This window comes from Mycobacterium sp. RTGN4, from assembly GCF_033804635.1.
In the GTDB taxonomy this organism is placed as follows: domain Bacteria; phylum Actinomycetota; class Actinomycetes; order Mycobacteriales; family Mycobacteriaceae; genus Mycobacterium.
On sequence record NZ_JAPZLB010000002.1, the window covers coordinates 175,021 to 201,630 of the forward strand.

At 62.6% G+C, this 26,610-nt stretch carries 11 protein-coding genes; 5 read left to right on the forward strand and 6 right to left on the reverse strand.

From position 1 onward, the window contains the following. Positions 1-22: 22 nt before the first annotated feature. From SLQ30_RS04875 to SLQ30_RS04885, 3 genes are all read right to left on the reverse strand, one after another. Positions 23-1,213 (reverse strand): acyltransferase, encoded by a 1,191-nt coding sequence (locus tag SLQ30_RS04875; protein ID WP_319448970.1) that lies wholly within the window; start codon positions 1,211-1,213, stop codon positions 23-25. Positions 1,214-1,322: 109 nt separating this feature from the next. Then, positions 1,323-3,536 carry an acyltransferase family protein gene (locus SLQ30_RS04880; protein WP_319448825.1) on the reverse strand — a complete coding sequence of 738 codons (2,214 nt, stop codon included), beginning with the start codon at positions 3,534-3,536 and terminating at the stop codon, positions 1,323-1,325. 273 nt (positions 3,537-3,809) lie between these two features. Continuing rightward, on the reverse strand, positions 3,810-4,808 hold the full coding sequence (locus tag SLQ30_RS04885) for a Gfo/Idh/MocA family oxidoreductase (RefSeq protein WP_319448824.1): 999 nt from the start codon (positions 4,806-4,808) through the stop codon (positions 3,810-3,812). Between the two features lie 463 nt (positions 4,809-5,271). On the opposite strand from SLQ30_RS04885, the gene SLQ30_RS04890 reads away from it, so the two are divergent. Beyond that, complete coding sequence (locus SLQ30_RS04890) at positions 5,272-5,604, forward strand: hemophore-related protein (RefSeq protein ID WP_319448823.1); 333 nt, start codon at positions 5,272-5,274, stop codon at positions 5,602-5,604. Positions 5,605-5,724: 120 nt separating this feature from the next. Here the strand turns inward: SLQ30_RS04890 and SLQ30_RS04895 are convergent, their stop codons facing one another. After that, on the reverse strand, positions 5,725-6,498 hold the full coding sequence (locus tag SLQ30_RS04895; RefSeq protein WP_319448822.1) for a phthiotriol/phenolphthiotriol dimycocerosates methyltransferase: 774 nt from the start codon (positions 6,496-6,498) through the stop codon (positions 5,725-5,727). 407 nt (positions 6,499-6,905) lie between these two features. Then, positions 6,906-7,754, reverse strand: a complete 849-nt coding sequence (locus SLQ30_RS04900) for a class I SAM-dependent methyltransferase (RefSeq protein WP_319448821.1) — start codon at positions 7,752-7,754, stop codon at positions 6,906-6,908. 354 nt (positions 7,755-8,108) lie between these two features. Here SLQ30_RS04900 and SLQ30_RS04905 point away from each other — a divergent pair, with 354 nt between their 5' ends. Together SLQ30_RS04905 and SLQ30_RS04910 are read left to right on the forward strand one after the other, a co-directional pair. Then, entirely contained in the window at positions 8,109-9,389 is a 1,281-nt protein-coding gene (locus tag SLQ30_RS04905; RefSeq protein WP_319448820.1) for a glycosyltransferase, read from the forward strand. Next, entirely contained in the window at positions 9,386-10,648 is a 1,263-nt protein-coding gene (locus tag SLQ30_RS04910; protein ID WP_319448819.1) for a glycosyltransferase, read from the forward strand. The genes SLQ30_RS04905 and SLQ30_RS04910 overlap by 4 nt, the downstream gene beginning before the upstream one ends. Before the next feature lie 22 nt (positions 10,649-10,670). On the opposite strand, the gene SLQ30_RS04915 is transcribed toward SLQ30_RS04910, so the two are convergent. Continuing rightward, a complete protein-coding gene (locus SLQ30_RS04915) occupies positions 10,671-11,741 on the reverse strand; it encodes an NAD-dependent epimerase/dehydratase family protein (RefSeq protein ID WP_319448969.1) in 1,071 nt (356 codons plus the stop codon). Between the two features lie 552 nt (positions 11,742-12,293). On the opposite strand from SLQ30_RS04915, the gene SLQ30_RS04920 reads away from it, so the two are divergent. Together SLQ30_RS04920 and SLQ30_RS04925 are read left to right on the forward strand one after the other, a co-directional pair. Beyond that, positions 12,294-12,518, forward strand: coding sequence for an MbtH family protein (locus SLQ30_RS04920; protein WP_319448818.1), 225 nt, complete (start codon positions 12,294-12,296; stop codon positions 12,516-12,518). A 72-nt stretch (positions 12,519-12,590) separates the two neighbouring features. After that, positions 12,591-26,579: a non-ribosomal peptide synthetase gene (locus SLQ30_RS04925; RefSeq protein WP_319448968.1), complete on the forward strand. Its 13,989-nt coding sequence runs from the start codon at positions 12,591-12,593 to the stop codon at positions 26,577-26,579. The last annotated feature ends 31 nt before the right edge of the window (positions 26,580-26,610 follow it).

Here is a 26,610-nt window from a genome sequence, read left to right on the forward strand (position 1 = left end):
CTTCTCGGCTTCGAGTGACGAGTCAATCGGCACGACGCTCGGCGGCATCGCGATGACCTTCAACGGGTAGTGGCGGGCCGACCCCGAAACCGTCAACTCTGGGTGGCGCATCTTGACCAGGGGATGCCTTGCGTTTCAGGCGTGACCTGAGCGACAACGCAGGCTTCTCGACGACGAACCAGCTCAACGCGGCTAGCGGCAGGGTAGCAATGGTTGCAATGAGCGCGAATAGAAGCGGATTGAGAATGCCAAGCCCGCAAATGATGAGCAATTGCTGCACCGGAAAGGCGTAGATGTACACGCCATAGGACAGGTCCGTCCGCAATCTCAACCGCTTGTTGTGGATGAGGGCACCGGACACGATGATGGCGTACGCGAGCGGAATGGCGCCAATTAGTCGGTAATCCGGCAGCAGCGCTGCCGCTAGGACGACACCGATGCTGACCGCCACTATCGACCACCGGGCGGGAATCACGTTGCGGAACTGATACAGCAGCGCCCCAGCAAGAAACACGACAGCGAAGCGAGCTGCGACCACGCCGACGAGCGTGAGGGCCGTGGCACCGTCGACGACATGATGCTGAGTGGCGGCGCCTGCATCTACGTCGAATGCCCTTTTCGGTGGGAGTATCGCCGCGCAGATCAGCGCCAGCATCATCACGGCGACAATGGGCCAACGGCGTTTGAGGAGCCCGAATACGCCAAGACCAAAAATCGCGATATAGCAGAGCACCTCCCACAGAAGGGTCCATAGCGAACCATCCCATCCGTGTGGCCAAGGAACCCCGTTCGGAGTTCCGGCGATATCCGGCTGGAGCCACGCCACCGCGCTGTTTTTCAGGACATACAGTATCGGCGCAGTGGAGCGCAGAAGGTTCGTGGCCGAGCCGCCCTGGATCGCGACACCAATTGGGGCGATGACAAACGCGGTGATGATAAGGCAGGACCACAATCCGGGAAGTATTCGAAGGCACCGAGCGACGAAATAGTCACGGGCGCGAGGATTGTTGAGCCAACTCGACGTAATGAGAAAGCCCGACATTGCGAAGAACCCGTCAACCCAGACGTCAGCGAGCAGCTGGTGAACGGGCAGGTATGAAACTTCGCGTCCAGTGAGTGGGAATGTGTGAGAGAAAATCACGCCAATCGCCAGCGTGATGCGCCACGCGTTCAACGCGTTGTTTCGTGAATCGAGTACCTGACCGAGATTCATGAAACCCCGTTCGCGTTCGCCCACCGTGGCAAGCAAATGCGATTAGCAATTCCAACCCGGATCGATGTAGGGAAGTATTTGGCAAGTGAGCCGCGTCTGATTGGGCCTTTCATGCAACCGCGAGCGTTCGGTTGGCTACCGCTTCCATGACCGGCCCCAGTTGACGTGAGTATTCGAATGTCAAGTGAGACCAGTCAAAGTGGACCAACGTGTTGCCTACGACGACTGGACACCGATCAGCGGTGCAGAACAGATCGGTGACGTCGACGTAGTGCCCGCCAGCGGCTTTGGTTGCGGCGGACTCGGCGGCGATGCCAGAGGCGTTCACCGCCAGGGAACGTGGTTGCGCGCAGGCCGTCGCATCGTCGAGGTGGCTGGACACGCAAATCGGCACCGATTCGTGCGGATCCGGGACGGGCCCTAGCACCAGTACGGTCGCCCCGGTCGCGCGCAGGTCGTGCACCAGACGGGTCAGGCTGTCGATCCAGGCTGGGGAGTACGAGGTGAAACCGGGCACGATCCCACCGTGCCCGGCGACGTACCCGCGCCACATGCTCACCACTATCAGCCTCGGGTGCTCAGCGCGGAGCCGGGCGACAATCTGATTCCGCCATTGCTCGCACTGTGACACCAGGCGACGAACGGCGTTGGGGTCGCGCAGATCTAACAACGGACAGGCGGTTTTGGTGAGCGTTTCCAGTCGCCAGCGCTGCTGTTCTGCAACATGCTCGAACGCGGGATTCCACATCGCCGCGTGGGAGTCTCCCACCAGCGCCACCGTCGTTGCCGAGGCGGTGTCGCCTGTCGCGCACTCTGGCTGCCCCCCTTGAGTGCCCGCGCGCATACACCCGCCGAGAAACAGCGAGGTGAGTTCGCTTGCTGCATCGGAAAGTGATGGTTCGAGGTTTGACGGTACGGGTGCAGGCAGCGTGGCTGCCGAGACTGCGGCCTGCACTTGCTCAAACGCTTGCTGAACCGCCGCGTCGTCCGCGTTGATGCTTGGTTGTGCAGGGTGGCGGATTCCACTGAGGGCCAGTGGCGCAACCGGCGCACCGCGGCCAACCGGAACAGAAGTGACTGCCAGCAACATCACGCACACACCGACAGCGACCGCCGTGACGCCGCCGCCAAGCGCCAGACTCGCCCTGGCAGACCGGCGAATTGGCGCGGCAAATCGCAGCGGGTTCTCGATCAGACGTAGCGTCAGCACTGCCAGCACGAAAGAGCCCAATACCACCGTCAGCCTGGCGACTAAGCCAAGTGGATGGCCCAAGATCAGCGGTGCGAAGAGCAGAAGCGGCCAGTGCCACAGATACCACGAGTACGACACGCGGCCGATGGCCTGCAGCGGCGGTAAGGCCAGGAGGCGACCGCCTCCCCCAGAAGGCGAGGCGCAGCCGGCGCCGATCACCAGCACCGCGCCGAGCGTTGGCAGAAGTGCGGCGGCGCCTGGGTAAAGCGTGTTCGTGCTCAGTAGCGTGCAGGCCATCGCGATGACAACCAACCCTGCCCATCCCACGATTGCGGCCGAAAGTGCGGGCAGTCGGCGCCAATGGTTGGCCGTGAGCGCTATCAAACCGCCGGCGGCCAGCTGCCACGCCCGCGTGGGCAGCGAGAAGAACGCTATGGACGGTACGACGTACGTGATCGCCAAAGAGAGGGCGAACGACACGGCCACAACCAACGTTAGGACAACCACGTAGGGGCGCACCGACGAGGTGGCCTGGGCTCTGGTGCGCCGCCGCAGGCGCCGGATCACCCAAGCAATGCCAAGAATCATCGCCGGCCAGACCAGGTAGAACTGCTCCTCGACCCCCAAAGACCAGTAGTGCTCGTATGGTGACGGCGGCATTACCGGCGCCATGTAGTCGACACCCTGCAAGAGGAACCAGTAGTTGCTGACATATAGCGCGCTGGCGATGCCATCCTCGAAGACGCTGCGGACTTGCAGCAACGATGGCAACAGCAATGCCGAGGCAATTGCGATGACGATGCCTACCGTGGCTGACGCCGGTAGCAGCCGTCGTGCCCGTGCTCCGTAGAAGCTGCGCAGACGGACGCTGCCGGTCGTATTCGCTTCGCGCCAGAGCAGCCCGGTGATGAGGAAGCCCGAGATGACGAAGAACAAGTCCACGCCGACGAACCCGCCACCCACGCCTGGTATAGCCGCATGGAATAGCACAACTGCCAATACCGCGACGGCGCGCAGCCCTTCAATGTCTGGACGAAATTCAGGCTTCGCGAAGCGCCGATCCTGCAATCCCTTGGAGGGGCTAATGCTGCCAGCCTGGTGCAAAACCACTACCTCATAACGGTGGTTCATTGTCGAATACGGGCATTGTCACATACATCGGGCCTAATGGAACGGGCGTTTAGCGAATCATGCTGCAAGCACGCCGGACGTGCTGGACCCGGACCGTGGCAACTTCCGGAACGCATCCACGGTTGGCACGAATCCGACATGTTTCCGCGAATTTTCATTCGAATAAATCGCAGTTAACGAACGTCGGTAATCCCTCATCAATGACAGTGAAGCCGTTGAAGCTGATGACCACGCTGCTACTTCAGCGAATGGGATCAAGGGTAGGCAAAGAGTTCACGTCGGCTTGCGGAGCGGCAAGCCGGCCCCACGATAGACCGCGTCGATGACAGTCATGTTTTCGACCGAGTCTTCGGGCGGCGTCTTCACGGGCTCGCCACGCAGGACCGACGCGGCGAATGCGTCGAGTTGGTACGCGTAGGAAGCGCGCCGCGGGAAGCGCAGCACGCGATGGCCGTTGGACGATCGCACTGAGAGTCGATGGAAGAGTTGAGGTGTCACCGGATTTAGCACGCGTAGCTCGCCGCGGTCGCCAATCACCTTCGCGTTCATTTGCAGTAGCTTCGAAGACCACATCGAGCAGCGGATACGGCCTGTGTGCCCGTCTGCAAACCGCAACTCGGCCGTCATCGCTCGATCTATGTCGGGACTGCGTAACTTCGCCTGTGCGGAAACGACTTCCGGGGTAGAGCCGCCGAAAGTGCGGGCCATGTGGACCACGTAGGACCCGGCATCCATTGTCGCGCCACCAGCGAGGGAGTAGTCGTAGCGGATGTCAGAGAACTTTGGCAGCGGGAAGCACAGCGACGCCTCTATCCGCTCCAGCTGGCCCAGCTCCCCTGACGCCAGAATCTCTTCAATCGCCAGAGTCAGCGGGTGGTAGCGGTAATGGAATGCCTCCATCACAACCCGGTCGGACGTTGCGGCCAGTTCGGCAATCTCGGAAGCCTCGGCAGCGTTGGCCGTGAACGGCTTTTCACACAGCACATGCTTTCCCGCTTTGAGCGCAGCTCGTATCCACTTGCCGTGCAAGCCGTTCGGCAAGGGGATGTACACCGCGTCCACGTCTGGATTCTCAATCAGCGACTGGTAATCATCGTGCACCTGGGCGACCCCGTGTTTGGCGGCGAAGGCCCGAGCACGGGTTCCATCGCGTGCCGCCACCGCAGTGAGGACCACGTCATCATTGGTTTGGGCTGGCTTGACGATTGCCAGTGGTGCAATGCGGGCCGCGCCCAAAATACCGATCCGTACTTTCGGCCAGCGTTCGGACACGACACGAACGTACCAAATTGGTCGACGGTTCTCCGACCGGATTAGCAATGTGGAAGACGAACGGACGACGAATCCTCGCGGCGGAAATTTTGCTTTCGGCAAAACCTCGCCTATTCACGGGTGACGACGGCGATCGACCACTCGTCGGGACGACCAACACGCGCCGCTTCAATTGTCGACTGCGTTGAGGTGGGAAGCGAACACATGCGACAAGTGGATCGACGGGCGGTCGGCAAATACCATCCGCCGCAATAGATTCGAGATCGCAGCGGACTATGGCGAGACTGGGCCACGACGCAGCATCCGCTTACTCAGTGCAATTTGTCGCATCACACGTCAATATTTTCAGAGCGCACCGTTGGCCGGGTTCCGCCGAATCTGAAAGCACGAGCATGGTTGACCGGAGCGTTTAGAGTGAAACCGTCGGGGAGGAGCAATCGTGCCAAGAGGGAGGGTCCAAATCATGAGCAAACGGTCTTTGATCAGACTGACTGTCGCGGTGGGGGGTTTCGGATTGTCGTTGGCCACCGGGGTCGGGATCGCGTCGGCAGACCCGATAGTGGATTCAACGTGCACCTACACGCAATTCGTGTCGGCGCTCAACGCGCAGAATCCGCTAGCCGCAGCGGCGTTCAACGCCTCGCCTGAGACGCAGTCCGGGTTGCGCCAGTTCTTGGCCGCGCCGAAAAGTCAACGTGTCGAGATGGCCCAACAGATACGGAACCAGCCAGCGAGCCAGCCGTATGTTCCCGTCATCGAGCAAGCCTTCGGCGCCTGCAACAACTACCCAGGCTAGGCAACACCGGGCCCTTCCCGTTACGACCGAAGTACCGAGCGGTCGAAGCTAGCCATCCGCGCGACGCCGGGGATGGCTAGCTTCTCGACCTAATGCTTGTCGGCCACGATCTAGAAACGTTCAGTCGTTGACGAAGCAATACATCCGGTAAGACATCTCGCCCTTACGCAACCCGTCGCAGACGCTCGCGATGAACTTGTCGGCAAAGAACGAAGGGGTGTAACGAAACCCCTGCTCCCGCAGTTGAGGCAAATCCGCCTCGAGCGCGACGGCGACCTCCTCGCTGATGACCCGTTCCGACACGATGCGCATCGGGCTGTTTCCCAACTCCTTCTCCCACTCGGCGATGTGGTCTTCCCGGCGCGCATCGGCGTAGACGAGATGGCCCCCCGGGCGCAGCACACGGGCGGCCTCTGCAAGGAACAGGTCGACCCGCGGGTAGTGAAGCGAGGCCTCGACGTTGACCAACACGTCGAAGGACTGGTCGGCGAAGGGCAGCTCTTGGGCATTGCCTTGTACGAAATCCAGCCCGGGCAGTTGATGCCTCCTCCGGCAGAATTCGACGCCGGCGGGGTTCAGGTCCAGGCCGGTGTAGGAAGCTGGGCCCAGGGTTCGCACTAGGTACGAGGCCCCCCCGCCGTGCCCGCAGCTGACTTCGAGTACCTCTTTGTCCTTGATCTCCACTTGGGTAGCTGTGCTGTGGTAGAGCTGAATGCTGTATCGGTGGGGCTCGTCGGACTCCGCCAACGGGAGCGCCATCGGCGGGTCCTCCTCGTAACCCCAATTGATGAACACCGCATCATCTGCGCTCGCGAACCGGCTGATGAATGGGTACCAATATTTCCCGACCGATGTCCAGGATGGCGCTAGCAAGAGGCGGCTCGTCAGATTCATGAAGAGAGTATGTCGGAACAACGCGTGAAGCGCGGCAAATCAACACGTTAACTTCACAAATGCCCGCGGCGACTCCTCAGCTACTTTCAAGGTACAACGACCTTCGTGTGATACTGCGTTCATCCAGCACTGTGAACGGACCAACCTGAGCGATGGCTAGTGGGCCATGGCTAGGCTCCGCAAATTACCCGCGTCGCTGGTGCCAACCTGGCGCTAAAAGGTGCGAGCCCGGTACTCGGGGCGGCCGTGCTAGTCGCGAGCTCGGGACTTCCCTGAATGAATACTGCATGGTCGGCAGCCGCGTTTGTTTCGGCCGAGCATTGGAACGCAGCTAGTTGTTGGGGCCCTTTGCTTCAGCGGTCTCAGGGACCCACAGCACATTCCTGTGCGGTCGGACCAATCTTGGATTAGTTGTGAGCCTCGTCGTACTGGAAGCCAGCGAGATCGCCCACTTCGGACGCCACCTGATCCGTGTGTGTAACGGTTTTTTGCAGGATGATCTGGTACCCGGCGCTCAACAACTTGAATTCTCCGGCGTGATACTTCATGAACGTCTTCAACGCCCACGCCGTGTTGGCCCGCGCGCGCGTGTAGAAGGGCGACAGGACATCGTCGAACATGACCACGCCGCCTTGATTCAACAGTCGCCAGGCGACGATCGCGTCCATCAGAACGTCATCGGAGAAGTGCGATCCGTCCACATAGATCACATCGAATCTTTGCTGTTCATCGAGCAATTGAGGCAGTACCTGCAGCGAGAGCCCCTTGCGTTTCGTGACCCGGTTGGCACCAGGCGCAACGTTCCCATCGAATCTGGATTCGAGGTCCTGCAGGTCAAGCGTCGCGTTGTACTCGTATTCGTCCCCGCCGGACCATGTGTCCACGGCGGTCAAGTGCCCCTTCGTGAAATAGGTCAGAAGAAACAGAGATGATCGACCTTCCCACGACCCGATCTCGAGCATCCTGACGGGATCTGAGCGATCGAAGATCGGCCGGAACGTACTACTCCACGGCACAATGTTGCCGTCGAACCATCGCTCCTTGAACTGGCCTTGCGCCGCGTATGTCTCAAATTCCTTACGAACCGCAGCCACGTGCTGTGCAGATCCCGATGGAATCCCGAACTTGATCAGGAGATAGCGCGTGCTGCCTGCGAGATAGTGCCAGAGTACAGAAGGATGCCCAATCGCCACCCAGAGCAAATAGCCGTACATTCTGGTCGCCCAACGGATCTTGGTAGATAGTCCTGGGGTCATCTGTTCCTTGACTCCGTTCGACAACGGTGGTGCGGTCCCATCTGGGCTGCCCGAACTTACGTCAATTTCGGGTAGCCCATCGGCGAGATCGCTGGCTGGTCGTCGAAGCGTAGCAAAGCGCACATGTGGTGGCGCGACGTTTTGCTGCTGAACATGTCGCAAAGCTCCCCGAATACTTTTCTTGGCAAAATTGCCGCCCCCTGCGCAGCGAACGAAGCCACTAGGCAGCAAGTAGAATCGCGTCGCCATCAATAGTCTGAGGTACGGGGTTAAGCTTCCGCGCGGGCTAAGCGTCGGTCCGCAGCTCGCTTCAGTTGCAGCACGCACGGCAAGTGGAAGGTGGGGATTTCCGCGATGAAATTCGTACTGGCAAGCTATGGAACTCGGGGTGACATCGAGCCATGCGTCGCCGTAGGTCGTGAGTTGCTACGCAGAGGGCACGACGTGCGCATGGCGGTCCCGCCTGACCTCTCCGCCTTTGCCGAGTCGGCCGGACTTCCCGCAGTCGCCTACGGGCCGGACTTGCAAGAAGTGCTGGACGTGCACCGCGAATTCTGGACACGCCTCTTCCGCAACTTCTGGAAGGTCCGGGACTTGATCAGGTTGTGGCGCGAGACCTGGGAGCCTGCCGCCAAGCACTGGGAGGAGATGAGCGCGACGCTGACGTCCCTCGCCGATGAGGCGGACTTGCTGTTCACCGGGCTCAGCTACCAGGAGGTCGCTGCGAATGTTGCTGAGCATCACGACATTCCGTTGGCGACTCTGCACTACTTCCCGATAAGGGCTAACGGCCGACTCCTCGCGAGCCTGCCAGCCCCGGTGGCCCGTCTCGTCATGACGGTGTACGAGTGGCTGGCGTGGCGCACTTCCAAGAAGCTCGATGACGCGCAACGCCGTCAGCTAGGGCTGCCGAAGGCAAAGACCACTTCACCGCGACGGATTGCCGAACGCCGATCACTGGAACTTCAGGCCTACGACGAGGTGTGCTTCCCTGGGCTGGCGGACGAGTGGGCCCAATGGAATGGCCAACGGCCCTTCGTCGGAGCCCTCACGATGGAACTGACGACCGATGCCGATGACGAGGTTGCGTCATGGATCGCCTCGGGGAAGCCGCCCATCTTCTTCGGCTTCGGCAGCATCCCTGTCGTATCTCCTGCCGAGACCGTCGCCATGATTGACGCCGCCTGTGCGGAGTTGGGTGAGCGGGCACTAATCGGCTCCGGCTCAAGTGACTTCAGTCAGGTAGCCGCCTCCGAGCACGTCAAAGTTGTTGGTGTAGTGAACTATTCGACCACCTTCCCGAGGTGTCGCGCGGTCGTGCACCACGGCGGAGCCGGCACTACGGCGGCAAGCCTGCGCGCCGGGGTTCCCACCTTGATCCTCTCCACCGACCTGGATCAAACGCTGTGGGGATCGCGGGTCAAGCGCTTGAAGGTGGGCACTGCCCGACGCTTGTCGGCCACCACGCGAGAGTCGCTTGTCGTCGATCTCCGGACCGTCCTCACTCCGCAGTACGCCAGCCGAGCCCGCGAGCTCTCCACCCATATGACCAAGTCTGTCGAGAGCATTTCAACCGCCGCTGATCTCGTAGAAGATTTCGCCCGTGCGACAAGTGAAAGGCAGGAGCGTCGATGAAATTTGTGCTCGCATTCTATGGAAGTCGTGGTGACATCGAGCCCGGCGTAGCTGTAGGTCGAGAGCTGTTGCGCAACGGACACGAAGTGCGCATGGCTGTCCCACCCGACATGGTTGGTTTCGTCGAGTCGGCTGGGCTTGAAGCGGTCGGTTATGGGTTGAGTACCCGGCCCTGGCTGGACAAGCATCGCGATTTCTATACACGCAACCCCTGGAACATTCCTGAGGCGATCAAGTTGTGGCGCGAAGTTTGGGGGCCCACCACCGAGTGCTGGGAGAAGATCAGCACGACGCTGATGTCCCTCGCGGACGACGCAGATGTGCTGATAACCGGGCTGAGTTTCGAGGAGCCCGCGGCCAACGTCGCGGAGTACTACGACCTCCCATTCGCCACGCTGCATCACTTCCCGGCGCGTGCCCATGGCCAGTTGGGACTTCCGATCCTGCCGCCACCGTGGATTCGATCCGCGATGCAGGCGTACGAATGGCTGAATTGGCGGATGGGGAAGAAGGTCGAGGACGTCCAGCGTCGGGAGTTGGGTCTGACGAAGGCAACCCGCCCCGCGCCTCGACGGATCGCAGCTCGCGGATCTTTGGAAATCCAGGGCTACGACGAGGTTTGCTTTCCTGGACTGGCCGACGAATGGGCGAAAGCCGACGGTCAACGGCCCTTCGTCGGTGCGTTGACGATGGAGATGACGACGGATGCCGACGAAGAAATCGCGTCGTGGGTCGCTGGGGGGACACCGCCGATCTACTTCGGATTCGGCAGCATTCCAGTCGAGTCTCCCGCCGAGACGGTCGCCATGATCAGCGCGGTGTGTGCCGAGTTGGGCGAGCGCGCATTGGTGTGCGCCGGCTGGAGCGATTTCACCGGGGTTTCAGATTCCGAACGCGTCAAAGTCGTTGGCGCCGTGAACTTCACGTCGATCTTTCCAAACTGTCGCGCGGTCGTACACCACGGAGGAGCGGGCACTCTCGCCGCGGGATTGCGTGCAGGAGTCCCGCAGTTGATCCTGTGGACGTGGCCCGACCAATCACTCCGAGGGGCTGCGAGCAAGCGGCTGAAAGTGGGCGCCGCCCGACGCTTTACGAACACCACCCGGGAATCGCTGGTCGCGGACCTACGCCGAATTCTTGCGCCGGACTACGCCGCCCGAGCTCGCGCGATCGCGCCGAAGACGACCAAGCCCGCCGAAAGCGCAGTAGCCGCTGCTCATCTGGTGGAAGATTTCGCCCGGCTACGACGTGCCGGCTGATTGCCCGCGCACTACCGAATAGTCACCGCTTGGCTCCATCGGCTATTCGCTGGGAGCCAATCCATTTAAGTAGTGCACGCAGTCCGTCATCGAGCGTCCACTTCGGACGCCAGTCGAGCGCGCTCTTCGCAGGTTCGATGTTGCAGCTCGCGGCGCGCACGTCACCATCCCGGAATTTCGGAACGACGGTCGGTTCAGGCGCTTCGCACAATATGGCGATCTTGCGGGCAAGCTCGCCGATGGTGGTTGCGGTGCCCGACCCGATATCGAGGCAGCGGGGCTCAGTCGCAGGCCTGTGCACCGCAGCGAACAGGGCATCGATCACGTCGTCGATGAAGACGAAATCGCGCACGATGTGGCCATCTTCGTAGATCTCCAGCGAGCGTTGCTGGAACGCCAATCGTGCGAAGAGCGCGACTATCCCGGTGTACGAATTCGTCAGCGACTGCCCCGGCCCATAGACGTTCTGCAGCCGCAAGACACTCAGATTGGAGTCATGAGCGGCCGTCCAGGCAGCCATCACGTGCTCTTGCGCAAGCTTGGTTGCGGCGTAGATATTCGTAGGCTTGGGCTCCGTCCGGCCTGCGCAACTGGGAAGCGGCGTCATCTGTTCGCCGTCGGGGCCTGCGGGATCCCAAATACCAGCGAGCAGCTGTTTGTGGCTGCGGGGTCGCGGGTAAACGGTTGCTGTGCCGCATTGCCACGCTCCCTCGCCGTATACGGCTCTCGACGACGCCACGACCAGCTGGTCGGGCTCGATTCCAGCGCGGCTCAAGGCGTCAAGAAGTTGGGTGGTGCCCACCACATTTACGGAACCGTGACGCGTCGCCTCGGACAGCGACTGCGCGGTTCCCGTTTCAGCCGCCAAGTGGACTACTTGGGAAGGCTGGAACAACCGAAGCACAGCATCCCAGTCGGGTGCGTGAGTGACATCGCCGGTAAATAATCGTGCGGACGGTGGCAGGTCGATCGGATCACGCCCGGCATGCACTTGCGGGTGCAGGACGTCCATCACGGCGACGTCGTAACCCGCCTCGACGAGACGGTGCGCGAGTGCGGACCCGATAAAACCTGCCCCACCAGTAATGAGCACGGATGTTGACAAGGGCCGATTTCCTCCGATTCGTACTTCAGGAATTACATGACGGAACAAAACATTATTTAAGTACGGTTTGCGCGAATCGAAACATAGTGTCGAGCAACCATCCTTCCTTTTGAAGCTTGCCGCAACGTCTCGCAGCTAACTGTGTACCGCGGCGTGATCGCCGCATGTGGAGCGGTCCACGACATTCAGTGCTCGGCGGTCACGCAAGATTCGCTGGTCGCCACCCCCGCACCGCCCTTTCCTGGCATTTTATCGCCCGCGCGAGCGACCTCGCCGTTAAAATGCTTCAGCTCGCCAAAAGCATTGCGGCCCGCTTTGATCTTGTAGAAACCTTCTCCCGTTTGCGGCAATCTGGCTGATAGGTAAGGATTGCGCCAGCAACTACACACTCCTGCGGGGGTTTTATCTCACGTGGCCTGGGCATTACTTAACGATAACCGGATCAACTTGAGAGTTTCATCAACGTCTCTAGCTAACTACAGTAGGGTCGGTGAGAGCTTCACACATGTCGACTAGATATCTGGGTATTTGGAGAAAGCGTTGAGTATCAATCCGTTCGATGACGCAGACGGCAATTTTGTTGTGTTGATCAACGACGAGGAGCAGCACAGCCTGTGGCCGACGTTTGCCGAGGTGCCGCCCGGTTGGCGGGTGGTTTACGGCGACGCGGATCGCGCTGCGTGTCTGGATTACATCGAACAGAACTGGCCCGACATACGGCCGAGGAGTTTGCGCGAGAGGTTGGCAGGGGGCACAGCGTCCTGACTGCGGGTCTTCCCGAAATGCTGATAGCAGGGTCGGGGTCTCAACATGAACCCGGGGATTAGGGGAATGCGTATGGAACTCGACGGCCAGTCACTTCCGGTGACGCGGGGGCAGTTGGACATATGGCTTGCGCACGAGACGGGGCACTCAAGTACGGAGTGGCAGCTGGGCCTCTTCGTGAAAATCGAAGGCGTAGTTGATCATGACGCCCTCGAGTGGGCGATGCGGCGAGTCACGCGAGAGGCCGAGCCAGGCCGGGCTGCCTTCTTCGAGGTGGATGGCCAGGTACTGCAAAGGGCGATCGATTACCCAGATGTCGAGCTTGAATTTCATGATCTGAGTGGGTCGCCAGATGCTGTGGCTGAGGCACACGAGATGGCATCATCGATTCAACGCACGCCGATGCCATTCACCGGTCCGCTGTTCAAGTTCGTGCTATTCCAGACCCGAGCCGACGAATTCTACCTGTTCGGTTGCTGCCATCACATAGTCATGGACGGGTCCGGACTGGCTCTCGTTGGCCAACGGATTGCGTCTGTTTACACCGCGGTCAATTCCGGTGCACCCGTACCTCCAGCGATCTTCGGCTCCTTGCAGGACCTGGTGGATTGCGAACTCGAATATGAAACGTCCAGCGATTATTCGCAAGACGAAGCCTATTGGAGCGGCAACCTTCCACAGCAAAGCGGGCCGCTGTATCAGTCGTCCCAGGTCGCGAGCGAGCGTGATCCGTTCTGGCTGTCTGCACCGGCTCGACTGGACCCCGCGGTCCTGCGACGAGTAGCAGAGTTGTCGCACGTTTGGAATTTGCCGCGTTCATCGATTATCACCGCCGCGTGCGCACTTCTCGTGCGGGGGTGGAGCCTTGAGGGTCCCGAGGTGGTGCTCGATTTCCCGGTCGCGAGACGAGTTCGTCCAGAGTCGAAGACGCTTCCGGGGATGCTTGCCGGCGTCGTGCCACTCGTGTTGAACGTCGTGCCTGGAGCGTCCTTTGCCGAATTCTGCCAACATGTCGACGGGCGAATTCGAGAAGCGGTCAAGCATCAGAGATTCCCAGTACAAACCCTTGAACGGCGAGCCCATCCGAACAATTCGCCAGACGACAGGGTCAGCGTCAATTTCCTGCCGCCGACATTCCCGCTGTCGTTCGGTGGCGCTACTGCGACGGCGTCATTCACCAACACGGGGCCCGTCGGAGGTTTTGGGTTCATCTTCTCCAACGCGGGCGATGACCAGCTAGACCTCAGGACCGCAGGCACCGGACGGCCATTCGCGAGTTTCGACGCCTCCGATCTGGCGAGGCGGTTGGAGCGAGTCTTGGTAACGATGACGGCCGATCCGGGGCGGCGGTTGTCGGCCGTGGATCTGCTCGATGTTGATGAGCACGTCCAGTTGGATGATGTCGGCAATCGGGCTCTGTTGGCACGGCCGTCGGCCACGCAGGTGTCGATTCCGGCGTTGTTCGCCGAGCAGGTGAAGCGATATCCGGATGCAGTGGCGGTGACCTTCGGGCGCCGCTCGTTGACCTATCGCGAGTTGGATGAGGCTGCGAATCGGTTGGCGCACTGGTTGACGGGCCAGGGTGCAGGCCCGGGCAAGCGTGTGGCGCTGCTGTTCTCCCGCTCGGCTGAGGCAATCGTGTCGATCCTGGGAGTGCTCAAGTCCGGGGCGGCGTACTTGGCGATAGATCCGGCCGCGCCGCAGGCTCGGATCGGGTTCATCCTCGACGATGCGGCACCCATCGCAGCAGTCACGACTGCCGGGCTGGCCGAGTTGTTGGAGGGGCGAGGTGAGCTGCCGGTCATCGACATCGAGGATCCGCGGATTTCCGGTAGTCCGTGCGATGCACTGCCTGCGCCTGCGCCCGACGACGTCGCCTACGTCATTTACACCTCTGGCACGACTGGTGTGCCCAAGGGGGTGGCCGTCACCCATCACAACGTGACCCAGCTGCTGGAGTCGTTGGATGCTGGGCTGCCGCGCGCGGGGGTGTGGGCGCAAACTCATACGTTGGCCTTCGACGTCTCGGTCTGGGAAATCTTCGGTGCGCTGTTACGTGGTGGACGCGTGGTCGTGGTACCCGAGTCGGTGGCGGTCGCGTCGGATGAATTCCACGACGTGCTGGTTGCCGAGCAGGTAAGTGTGCTCACGCAGACCCCGTCTGCGGTGAGGCTGCTCTCGCCAGAGGGTTTGGAGTCCACGGCGCTGGTGGTGGTCGGCGAGGCGTGCCCGTCCGAGGTGGTGGACAGGTGGGCGCCTCGGCGGGTGATGGTCAACGCCTACGGCCCGACCGAGACGACGATGTGTGTGGCGATCAGTGCGCCGTTGACACCCGGAACGGGAGTGCCGATCGGCGCGCCGGTACCTGGAGCTGCGCTGTTCGTGCTCGATGAGTGGTTGCGTGCGGTACCGGCGGGCGTGGTCGGTGAGTTGTATGTGGCCGGTGCCGGACTGGCGGTCGGATATGTGGGACGGGCGGGATTGAGTTCGTCGCGGTTCGTGGCGTGCCCCTTCGGGGGGCCGGGTGCACGGATGTATCGCACCGGGGACCTGGTGAGTTGGGGTGCTGACGGGCAGCTGCTGTATCTGGGCCGCGCCGACGAGCAGGTCAAGATCCGGGGTTACCGCATCGAGCTGGGTGAGATCCAAGCCGCACTTGCTGCGCTCGATGGTGTCGCGCAGGCGGCGGTGATCGCCCGCGAGGATCGCCCCGGGGACAAGCGGCTGGTCGGCTATGTCACCGAATCACATGCTGGGGCAACGGATCCCGCCACGATGCGAACGCAACTGGCCCAGCGGCTGCCTGCCTACATGGTGCCCGCGGCCGTGGTGGTGTTGGAAGCGCTGCCGCTGACGCCCAATAGCAAGCTCGACGTACGTGCGCTGCCTGCACCGGAATACCGCGATGTCGGTGGTTATCGGGCTCCGACCAGCCTTGCCGAGGAGATCCTGGCCGGTGTCTACGCCCAGGTGCTCGGCGTTGAGCGGGTCGGGGTGGACGACTCGTTCTTCGATCTCGGTGGAGATTCGCTGTCGGCGATGCGGGTGGTCGCCGCGATCAATGCCAGCTTGGATGCGGGCTTGTCGGTGCGCACGTTGTTCGACACCCCGTCGATTGCTCAGTTGGTACCCCGGCTCGGTGGGGCTGACGGTGGGTTCGAGCCGTTGACAGCTGTCGAGCGGCCGGAGGCGGTGCCGTTGTCGTTCGCCCAGAACCGGTTGTGGTTCTTGGACCAGTTGCACGGACCGTCACCGATTTACAACATGCCGGTGGCATTGCGACTGAGCGGCGCGCTCGACACCGACGCGCTACGGGCGGCGCTCGTAGATGTAGCGGATCGCCATGAAAGCTTGCGCACGGTTTTTCCCGTTGTCGACGGGGTACCGCGGCAATCGGTCCTGACCGCCGATCACATCGAATTCGGCTGGGACGTCGTCGATGCCACCGCATGGTCGACGCATCAACTCAGCGAGGCCATCGAATCGGTCGCACGTTACGCGTTCGACTTGGCCGTCGAAATTCCACTCCAAGCACGGCTCTTCCGCGTCGATGGCGACGACCACGTGCTAGCAGCGGTGGTGCACCACATCGCTGCTGACGGGTTGTCGGTGACGCCGTTGGTCGCAGACCTGGGTGCGGCGTACCTGGCTCGGCAACAAGGGAAAGCACCGGGATGGGCGCCGTTGCCGGTGCAATACGTCGATTACGCGCTGTGGCAGCGGGCGCAGCTGGGAGAGCTGGACGACAGCGATAGTCGTATCGCTGCACAGGTGGCCTATTGGCAGGATGCGTTGGCGGGGCTGCCGGAGCGGTTGGAGCTGCCGACGGACCGTCCGTATCCGGCGGTGGCGGATTATCGCGGCGCCCAGGTGACCGTGGAGTGGCCGGCGGCGCTGCAGCAGCAGGTGCGTGAGGTGGCGCGCGAGCATGATGCGACCAGCTTCATGGTCGTGCAAGCCGCACTGGCGGTGCTCTTGTCTCAACTGAGTGCCAGTTCCGATGTGGCGGTGGGATTCCCGATCGCCGGGCGGAGTGACGCGGCGCTCGACCAGTTGGTGGGATTCTTCGTCAACACCATGGTGCTGCGAATGGATTTGAGTGGCAACCCCACCACGTCAGACTTGCTGGGGCAGGTGCGTCAGCGGAGCCTTGCGGCGTTCGAGCATCAAGACGTGCCGTTCGAGGTGCTGGTAGATCAGCTCAATCCGACCCGATCGATGGCACACCATCCACTGGTTCAGGTATTGCTAGCGTGGCAGAACTTCGCCGGACAGGATCATGAGACCACGGGTGGACTCGCATTGGGCGATGTTCAGGTGAGCCCGCTGTCAGCCGACACCCACACCGCGCGTGTGGATCTGACGCTCTCTTTGGCGGAGCGCTGGACCGACAGCGGTGAGCCCGCGGGAATCGGCGGGACGGTGGAGTACCGAACAGATGTGTACGACGCCGAGACCGTCGAAACGTTGATCGGACGGCTGGCGCGCGTGCTGGCGGCGATGACGGCTGATCCCGGTCGGCAACTGTCGACGGTCGATGTGCTCGATGTCGGCGAGTTGGCCCGACTCGAAGGGTGGGGCAACCGGGCGACGCTGACCGAGCCGACACCCACGTCGACGTCGATTCCGGCGATGTTCTACGCCCAAGTCGCGCGCACTCCAGAGGCTACCGCGGTCACCTTCGAGGATCGCTCGTTGACCTATCGCGAACTTGACGAGTCATCTAATCGGTTGGCGCACTTGCTAGCCGAACAGGGCGCGGGTCCTGGTGAGTTCGTGGCGATTCTGCTTCCGCGTTCGGTCGACGCGGTAGCGGCCATCATGGCGGTGCTGAAGACCGGGGCGGCTTATCTTCCAATGGATCCCGCGCACCCCGACTCGCGCATCGAGTTCATGCTCGGTGACGCCGCCCCGATAGCGGCAGTCACCACCACGGCTTTGGCCGAGCGGCTCGTCGGTTCTAACGTGACGATCATCGGTGTCAGCGATGCGGAGGTTGCCGCCCGTCCCAGCACCCCACTACCCGCGCCAGCTCCGGACGACATTGCCTACGTCATCTATACGTCCGGCACCACCGGAACGCCCAAAGGCGTTGCCATCCCGCACCGCAACGTGATCCAGTTGCTCGATTCGTTGGATGACGATCTCGAGCTGGCGGGGCAGGTGTGGACGCAGTCGCACTCTCTTGCCTTCGATTTCTCGGTGTGGGAGATCTTCGGTGCGTTACTGCGAGGCGGGCGTGTAGTAGTGGTGTCCGAGTCCACGGCGCGCTCACCGGAGGACTTCCACGCCCTGATGGTCAGCGAACAGGTCGGCATACTGAGCCGGACCCCATCGGCGTTCTATGCCCTGCAAACCGCCGATGCGCTGAATCCCGACCGGGGGGAACATCTCAAGCTCCAAACGGTGGTGTTCGGCGGCGAAGCGCTTGAACCACCGCGTCTTCGTACGTGGCTGGGCAATCACCCAGGGTCGCCGCGGATGATCAATATGTATGGCATCACCGAGACGACGGTGCATGCCTCATTCCGCGAGATAGTCGACCATGACACCGACCGCGCCGTCAGCCCGATCGGTGTGCCACTGGCGCATCTCGGATTCTTCGTGTTGGACAAGTGGTTACGGCCAGTGCCGACGGGTGTGGTCGGAGAGTTGTATGTCGCAGGAGGAGGTCTCGCGGTCGGATACCTGGGGCGGCCATCGTTGTCCTCCACTCGGTTCGTGGCGTGCCCGTTCGGTGGTCTTGGTGGGCGGATGTATCGCACCGGGGATGTGGTGCGGTGGGGCGCTGATGGGCAGTTGCAGTATTTGGGGCGTGCGGACGAGCAGGTCAAGATCCGCGGCTATCGCATCGAGTTGGGTGAGATCCAGTCGGCGCTAACGGATTTGGACGGGGTTGAGCAGGCCGCGGTGATCGCGCGTGAGGATCGCCCCGGTGACAAGCGGTTGGTGGCCTATGTCACCGGATCGGTCGATCCGGCCGGGATACGTGCGGTGTTGGCGCAGCGGTTGCCGGGATACATGGTCCCTGCGGCATTTGTGGTGCTCGAGGCGCTGCCGTTGACGGTCAACGGCAAGATCGACACTCGAGCCCTACCGGCGCCGGAACATCAGGACTCCGATCGCTACCGCGCACCTGGCACTCCCACCGAGGAGATTCTGGCGGCGATCTTTGGCCAGGTGCTTGGCATGGAACGGGTCGGGGTGGATGACTCCTTCTTCGAGCTCGGTGGGGATTCGCTGTCGGCGATGCGGGTGATCGCTGCGATCAACGCAGGTTTGGATGCGGACCTCTCGGTGCGGGTGTTGTTCGACGCGCCATCGATCGCCCAGTTGGTGCCCCGGCTCGGCGGCGGTGGCGGTGGACTCGAACCATTGGTGGCCGTTGAACGGCCGGCGTCGGTGCCGTTGTCGTTCGCGCAGAGTCGGTTGTGGTTCTTGGATCAGCTGCAGGGCCCTTCGCCGATTTACAACATGTCGGTGGCCTTGCGACTGAGCGGCAGGCTCGATACCGAAGCGTTGGGTGCGGCGCTGGCCGATGTGGTGGACCGCCACGAGAGTCTGCGCACGCTGTTCGTGGCGCCGGAGGGCACGCCTCAGCAAGTGGTGGCGCCGGTTGAGCGGGCCGACTTCGGCTGGCAGGTCGTTGATGCCACGGGTTGGTCGCCAAGCCGGTTACAAGAAGCTCGTGATGCGGCTGCGCAGTACCCGTTCAAGCTTGCGACTGAGATTCCGTTGCGGGCAACGCTTTTCCGCGTTGCCGATGATGAGCACGTGTTGGTGAGTGCGGTGCATCACATCGCCGCCGACGGGTTGTCGGTGACCCCGTTGGTAGGGGACTTGGGTGTCGCCTACGCAAGTAGGTGTGCGGGCCAGGCCCCGGGTTGGGCCCCGCTCGCGGTGCAGTACGTGGACTACACGCTGTGGCAGCGTGCGCAGTTCGGTGATGTCGACGACGGCGATAGTCGGATCGCGACGCAGTTGGCGTATTGGGAGAATGCGCTGGCCGGCATGCCCGAGCGGGTGGAGTTGCCGACCGATCGGCCATATCCGCCGGTACCTGATCATCGCGCGGCCAGTGTGGCGGTTGACTGGCCGGTTGAATTGCAGCAGCGGGTGCGTGAAGTGGCCCGCGAGCACGACGCGACCAGTTTCATGGTGATGCAGGCCGCGCTGGCCGTGTTGTTGGCCAAGGTCAGCGCCAGTTCCGATGTGGCCGTGGGATTCCCGATCGCCGGGCGTCGTGATCCTGCATTGGATGAGTTGGTCGGATTCTTCGTCAACACGTTGGTGTTGCGGGTCGATGTGAGCGGAAACCCCACTACGTCGGAGTTGCTGGCACAGGTGCGTCAGCGCAGCCTGGCAGCTTACGAACACCAGGATGTGCCCTTCGAGTTTTTGGTGGATCGGCTCAACCCCACCCGCAGCCTGATTCATCACCCGTTGGTTCAGGTGTTGTTGGCGTGGCAGAACTTCGCAGGCCCCGCTGGCGGGTTGGCCCTGGGTGAGCTTGAGGTCACCACCCTTCCAGGCGATGCGCATACCGCAGGCATGGATCTGGCGTTCTCCTTGGCCGATCGTTGGACCGATGCCGGTGAGCCCGACGGGATCTCAGGATCTGTCGAGTATCGGACCGACGTGTTCGACGCGGAGACCATCGAGACACTGATCGAACAGCTCCGTCAGCTGGTGGTCGCGATGACCGCCGACCCGGCTCAGCAGTTGTCGTCGATCGACGTGCTCGATGCGCTCGAGCACACCCGGCTCGACGAGCTGGGCAACCGTGCGGTGCTCGCCGAGCCGTCGGGTTCGTCGGCGTCCATTGTCGGGCTGTTCGCCGACCACGTGGCCCGCACCCCGGATACGGTCGCGGTGTCCCTCGAGAACCAGTCGATGTCCTACCGGCAGTTGAATGACGCCGCTGAGCTTTTGGCAAATCGGCTGGCGGGCCACGGGGCGGGCCCCGGCAAGTCCGTGGCGGTGCTCCTGAACCGGTCCGTCGAGGCGGTCGTATCGATCATGGCCGTCCTCAAGACGGGAGCGGCCTATCTGCCGATCGACCCTGCGCACCCCGACACGCGTATCAGCTTCGTGCTCGAGGACTCAGCGCCTGTTGCCGCGATCACCACCGACGAGTTGCGGTCGCGTCTGGACGGGTCCCACGTCGCGGTGATCGACGTCCACGAACCTGGCGTTGAGCGCCAGCCCGGCGTCGACTTGTCGACACCGGCCGCAGATGACATTGCGTACGTTATCTACACCTCGGGCACCACTGGGGTGCCCAAGGGCGTGGCACTGAGCCACCGCAACGTGACTCAGTTGTTGGAGTCGTTGGATGCCGGGTTGCCGCGCGCCGGGGCGTGGGCGCTGTGCCATTCGCTGTCTTTCGACGTTTCGGTGTGGGAGATCCTTGCCCCGTTGCTCAGCGGTGGGCGAGTGGTAGTGGTTCCCGAGTCGGTGATGAGCTCGCCTGACGATTTCCACGAATTGTTGGTCACGCAGGGCGTCACGGTGCTGACCAACACCCCGTCTGCCATGGGCGTGCTGCCGTCAGAGGGACTGGAGTCGCTCGCGTTGGTGATGGCCGGTGAGGCTTGCCCGGCCGAGGTGGTCGATCGGTGGGCGCCGGGGCGCGTGATGATCAACGCCTACGGCCCGACGGAAACGACCATGTGCGTGGCGGTCAGTGCACCGCTGAAACCGGGTGACGGTGCGCCCCCGATCGGGTCGCCGGTTCCTGGGGCGGCATTGTTCGTGTTGGACAAGTGGTTACGGCCAGTGTCGACGGGTGTGGTCGGCGAGTTGTACGTGGGCGGCCACGGTGTGGGCGTCGGGTACGTGGGCCGGTCGGACTTGACCGGATCGAGGTTTGTGGCGTGCCCGTTCGGTGGTCTTGGTGGGCGGATGTATCGCACCGGGGATGTGGTGCGGTGGGGCGCTGATGGGCAGTTGCAGTATTTGGGGCGTGCGGACGAGCAGGTCAAGATCCGCGGGTATCGCATCGAGTTGGGTGAGATCCAGTCGGCGCTAACGGATTTGGACGGGGTTGAGCAGGCCGCGGTGATCGCGCGTGAGGATCGCCCCGGTGACAAGCGGTTGGTGGCCTATGTCACCGGATCGGTCGATCCGGCCGGCGCGCGTGCGGTCTTGGGTGACCGGTTGCCGGGATACATGGTGCCTGCGGCCGTCGTTGTGCTCGAGGCGCTGCCGCTGACCGTCAACGGCAAGCTCGACACCCGAGCCCTGCCTGCACCGGAATACCAGGACACCGCTGCTCGCTACCGCGCTCCTGGCACTCCCACCGAAGAGATTCTGGCGGCGATCTTCGGCCAGGTGCTCGGTGTGGAACGGGTCGGCGCGGACGACTCCTTCTTCGATCTCGGTGGTGACAGCATTCTGGCGATGCGGGTTGTCGCCGCTGTCAACCGATCTTTGGATTCGGGCGTGTCGGTGCGGGCGCTGTTCGAATCGCAGACGGTCGCCCGGCTGGCATCTCGCGTAGGCGAAGACTCGGCCGCGTTCGATCCGCTGGTTGCCGGCGAGCGACCGGACGTGGTGCCGTTGTCGTACGCCCAGAATCGGTTGTGGTTCTTGGATCAGTTGCACGGGCCTTCGCCGATCTACAACATGCCGGTGGCGTTGCGACTGAGTGGGCACCTCGACACCGAGGCGCTTCGGATGGCGCTGGCCGACGTGGTGGACCGTCACGAGACGCTTCGCACGATGTTCGTGGCCTCCGAGGGAGTGCCTGAGCAGCTGGTGGTGCCTGCTGATGAGATCGACTTCGGCTGGCAGGTAGTCGACGCCGCCGATTGGCCCGCCGGCAGCCTGGAAGAGGCCGTCGGCGCAGCAGTCCGTCACTCGTTTGACCTTGCAACCGAGATTCCAATGCGGGCAAAGCTTTTCCGGGTCGCCACCGATGAGCACGTGCTAGTGGCGGTGGTGCACCACATCGCTGCCGATGGAGTGTCGATCGTTCCGTTGGTGAGCAGTTTGGGGATGGCATACGAGGCGCGTGCGCTGGGCCGACCCCCGGCCTGGGCGCCCTTGCCGGTGCAGTACGTCGACTACACGCTGTGGCAGCGCGCGCAGTTGGGCGAGCTGGACGACACCGATAGTCGCATCGCCGGTCAATTGGCCTACTGGCAGGACGCGCTGGCAGGAATGCCCGAGCAACTGCAGTTGCCGACAGACCGGCCGTACCCGCCAGTCGCTGACTATCGCGGCGCAAGCGTGACGGTGGATTGGCCGGTCGAGTTGCAGCAGCAGGTGCGCGACGCGGCCCGCGCGAACGACGCGACCAGCTTCATGGTGATGCAGGCCGCCTTGTCCGTCCTGCTATCTCGGTTGAGTGCGAGTTCTGATGTGGCGGTTGGGTTCCCGATCGCCGGCCGTAGTGATCCCGCATTGGATGAGTTGGTCGGGTTCTTCGTCAACACCCTGGTGTTGCGGGTGGATCTCGACGGAGATCCGACGGTGGCTGAGGTATTGGCACAGGTGCGTCAGCGCAGCCTCGGCGCCTACGAACACCAGGATGTGCCCTTCGAGGTGTTGGTGGATCGACTCAACCCGACTCGGTCGATGGCGCACCATCCGCTTGTGCAGGTGTTGTTGGCTTGGCAGAACTTCGCAGGGCACGACAGCGGCCCTGCTGCCGGGTTGGCCTTGGGCGAGATGAAGGCCACTGCCCTCCACGCCGACACCCACACGGCCCGTGTGGATCTGACTTTTGGCTTGGCTGAACGCTGGACCGACAGTGGTGAGCCAGCCGGCATCGCCGGGACCGTGGAGTACCGCACCGACGTGTTCGACGCGAGCACCATCGAAACGCTGATCGGGCGGCTCCGCCGGGTGCTGGAGGCCATGACTGCCGATTCGGCTCAGCCGGTGTCGGCGATCGACGTGCTCGATGCGGTCGAACACGACAATCTCGACGAGTTGGCCAACCGCGCGGTGTTGACGGCTCCGTCGACCACGCCGGTGTCGGTTCCGGCGCTGTTCGCAGAGCAGGCGGTCAGGACACCGGATGCGATGGCATTGACCTTCCGGGGCCGCTCGTTGACCTATCGGGAATTGGACGAGGCCGCCGAGCGATTGGCGCACGTACTCGTCAGCCACGGGGCGGGTCCGGGAGAGCGTGTGGCGCTGCTGTTGCCACGGTCCGCCAACGCGATCGTGTCGATCCTGGCGGTGCTCAAGTCCGGCGCAGCCTATGTGCCGCTCGACCCGGCCCATCCCGACGCGAGAATTGGGTTCGTCCTCGACGACGCCGCGCCGATCGCCGCGATCACCACTGCAGCCCTGCGCACGCGGTTTGACGGGTCGGATGTAGCGGTGATCGACGTCGATGATCAGGTCCCGGCGGTTGGATCCGGCACCATGTTGCGAGGGCCCGCACCCGACGACGTCGCATATCTGATTTACACGTCGGGCACCACAGGTGTGCCGAAAGGCGTTGCGATAACTCACGACAACATGACACAGGTCCTGCAGTCGCTGTGTCCGGATCTGCCCGCAGGTCCCAGCGAAGTGTGGTCACACTGGCATTCCTTGGTCTTCGACGTCTCGGTGTGGGAGACCTGGGGAGCGCTGTTGCACGGCAGCAGGTTGGTCATCGTGCCCGAGGAGATGGTGGGCTCTCCGACCGACCTTCACGATCTGCTGGTCGCCGAACAGGTGAGCGTCCTGTATCAGACACCGTCGGCGGCAGGAATGCTGTCACCGGAGGGGCTGGAGTCGACCACCCTGGTGGTCGCCGGGGAGGCTTGCTCGCCGGAACTGGTCGATCGGTGGGCGCCGGGCAGGGTGATGATCAACGCTTACGGCCCCACCGAGGCAACGATTTACGCGGCGACGAGTGCGCCATTGACGGGTGGATCGAGCCTGGTCCCCATCGGATCGCCGGTGCCCCGCGGCGCGGTATTCGTTCTGGACAAGTCGCTTAGGCCGGTGCCGGAGGGCGTCGTCGGAGAGTTGTACTTGGCCGGTGCCGGTGTGGGCGTCGGGTATTGGCGCCGAGCCGGATTGACCGGAACGCGTTTCGTCGCATGCCCGTTCGGCGCCCCAGGCGCGCGGATGTACCGCACCGGGGATCTGGTGAGTTGGGGTGTTGACGGCCAGTTGCTGTATCTGGGCCGCGCTGATGAGCAGGTCAAGATCCGTGGGTATCGGATCGAGTTGGGTGAGATCCAAGCCGCGCTCAGTGAGTTGGATGGTGTCGAGCAGGCGGCGGTGATCGCTCGCGAGGACCGTCCGGGTGACAAGCGGTTGGTTGGCTATTTCACCGAATCGCACCCCGGTGCAGTGGATCCCACGGAGCTACGGACGCAACTGGGCCAGCGGCTGCCCACCTACATGGTGCCCGCGGCGGTAGTGGCGATCGAGGCGCTGCCGCTCACGGTCAACGGGAAACTCGACAGACGTGCGCTGCCTGCACCCGAGTACCGGGACGTAGAGCTTTACTGCCCCCCGGCCACCCCGGTCGAAGAGAACCTGGCAGGCATCTATGCCGAGGTGCTCGGCAGCGGAGTGCGTGTCGGGGTTGAAGACTCGTTCTTCACCCTCGGTGGGGACTCGCTGTTGGCGATCAGGCTGATCACCAAGATCAATGTCACGTTCGATCTTCAACTCTCGGTTCGCGTTCTGTTCGACGCGCCGACCGTCAGAAGCCTGAGCATGACACTGGGCAGACTCGAGGCCGAGGGTGGCGCTGAGGCCAACGGGCCCAGCTATGCGTCCGTACACGGCAGAGGCACCAGTGAGGTGCACGCCCGTGATCTCACGCTGGACAAGTTCATCGACGAGTCGACGTTGGCCGGCGCCCCGGCACTGCCTGGCCCAAGCGCGGAAGTGCGGACGGTGCTGTTGACGGGGGCGACCGGCTTCCTCGGGCGCTATCTGGCGCTGGACTGGCTCGAGCGGATGGAGGCAGTCGACGGCAAGCTCATCTGCCTGGTGCGGGGCGAGTCCAACGAGGATGCTCGCCGCCGCCTCGACGAGACCTTCGACAGTGGTGACCCAAAACTGCTGCGGCACTTCCACGAACTAGCCGCGAACCACCTGGAGGTTGTCGCTGGCGACAAGAGCGAAGCCAACCTCGGGTTGGACGAGCACACTTGGCAGCGGCTGGCCGAGTCTGTCGATCTCGTCGTCGATTCCGCTGCCTTCGTCAATGGCGTCCTGCCTTACAGCGAGCTGTTCGGCCCCAATGTGGTGGGTACCGCCGAGTTGATCCGGTTCGCACTGACCACGAAGCTGAAGCCCTACACCTATGTGTCGACTGCCAACGTCGGCGACCAGGTCGAACCGTCGGCGTTCACCGAGGACGCCGATATTCGTGTCATCAGTCCTAGCCGCACGCTGGACGAGAGCTACTCCAATGGGTATGGCAACAGCAAGTGGGCAGGCGAGGTGCTGCTACGCGAGGCGCACGATCTGTGTGGCCTTCCGGTGGCGGTGTTCCGCAGCGGCATGATCCTTGCCGACACCACGTATACGGGGCAGCTCAACGTGACGGACCTGTTTACCAGGACGGTGCTGAGTGTGGTGGCCACGGGTATCGCACCCGGTTCGTTCTACCAACTCGGAGCCGACGGTAATCGCCAACGCTCGCACTTCGACGGCTTGTCAGTGGATTTCGTCGCCGAGGCGATCGACACGCTCGGAGCCCAAGTGCTCGTCGGGTTCGAGACCTACCACGTGATGAACCCGCACGACGACGGCATCGGAATGGATGAATTCGTCGACTGGCTGATCGACGCCGGCCACCCGATCGAGCGCATCGAAGATTTCGGCGAGTGGTTGCAGCGGTTCGAAGCAGGACTGAAAGCACTGCCAGATCGACAGCGTCAGCACTCGGTACTGGAGGTGTTGACATTGCTGTTGCAGGGTTCACATGAATTGAAGCCCGCCGACCCGGTGCTTGGATCGGTCACGCGGACCGACCGATTCCGTGCTGCGGTTCGCGATGCCAAAGTCGGCCCCGACAATGACATCCCGCACGTTGGCGCGGCGACCATCGCTCAATACACGGCGGATTTGAAGAAGCTCGGCCTGCTCTGACAGAAGGACCCGTGACGGCGCATGAGAGTTC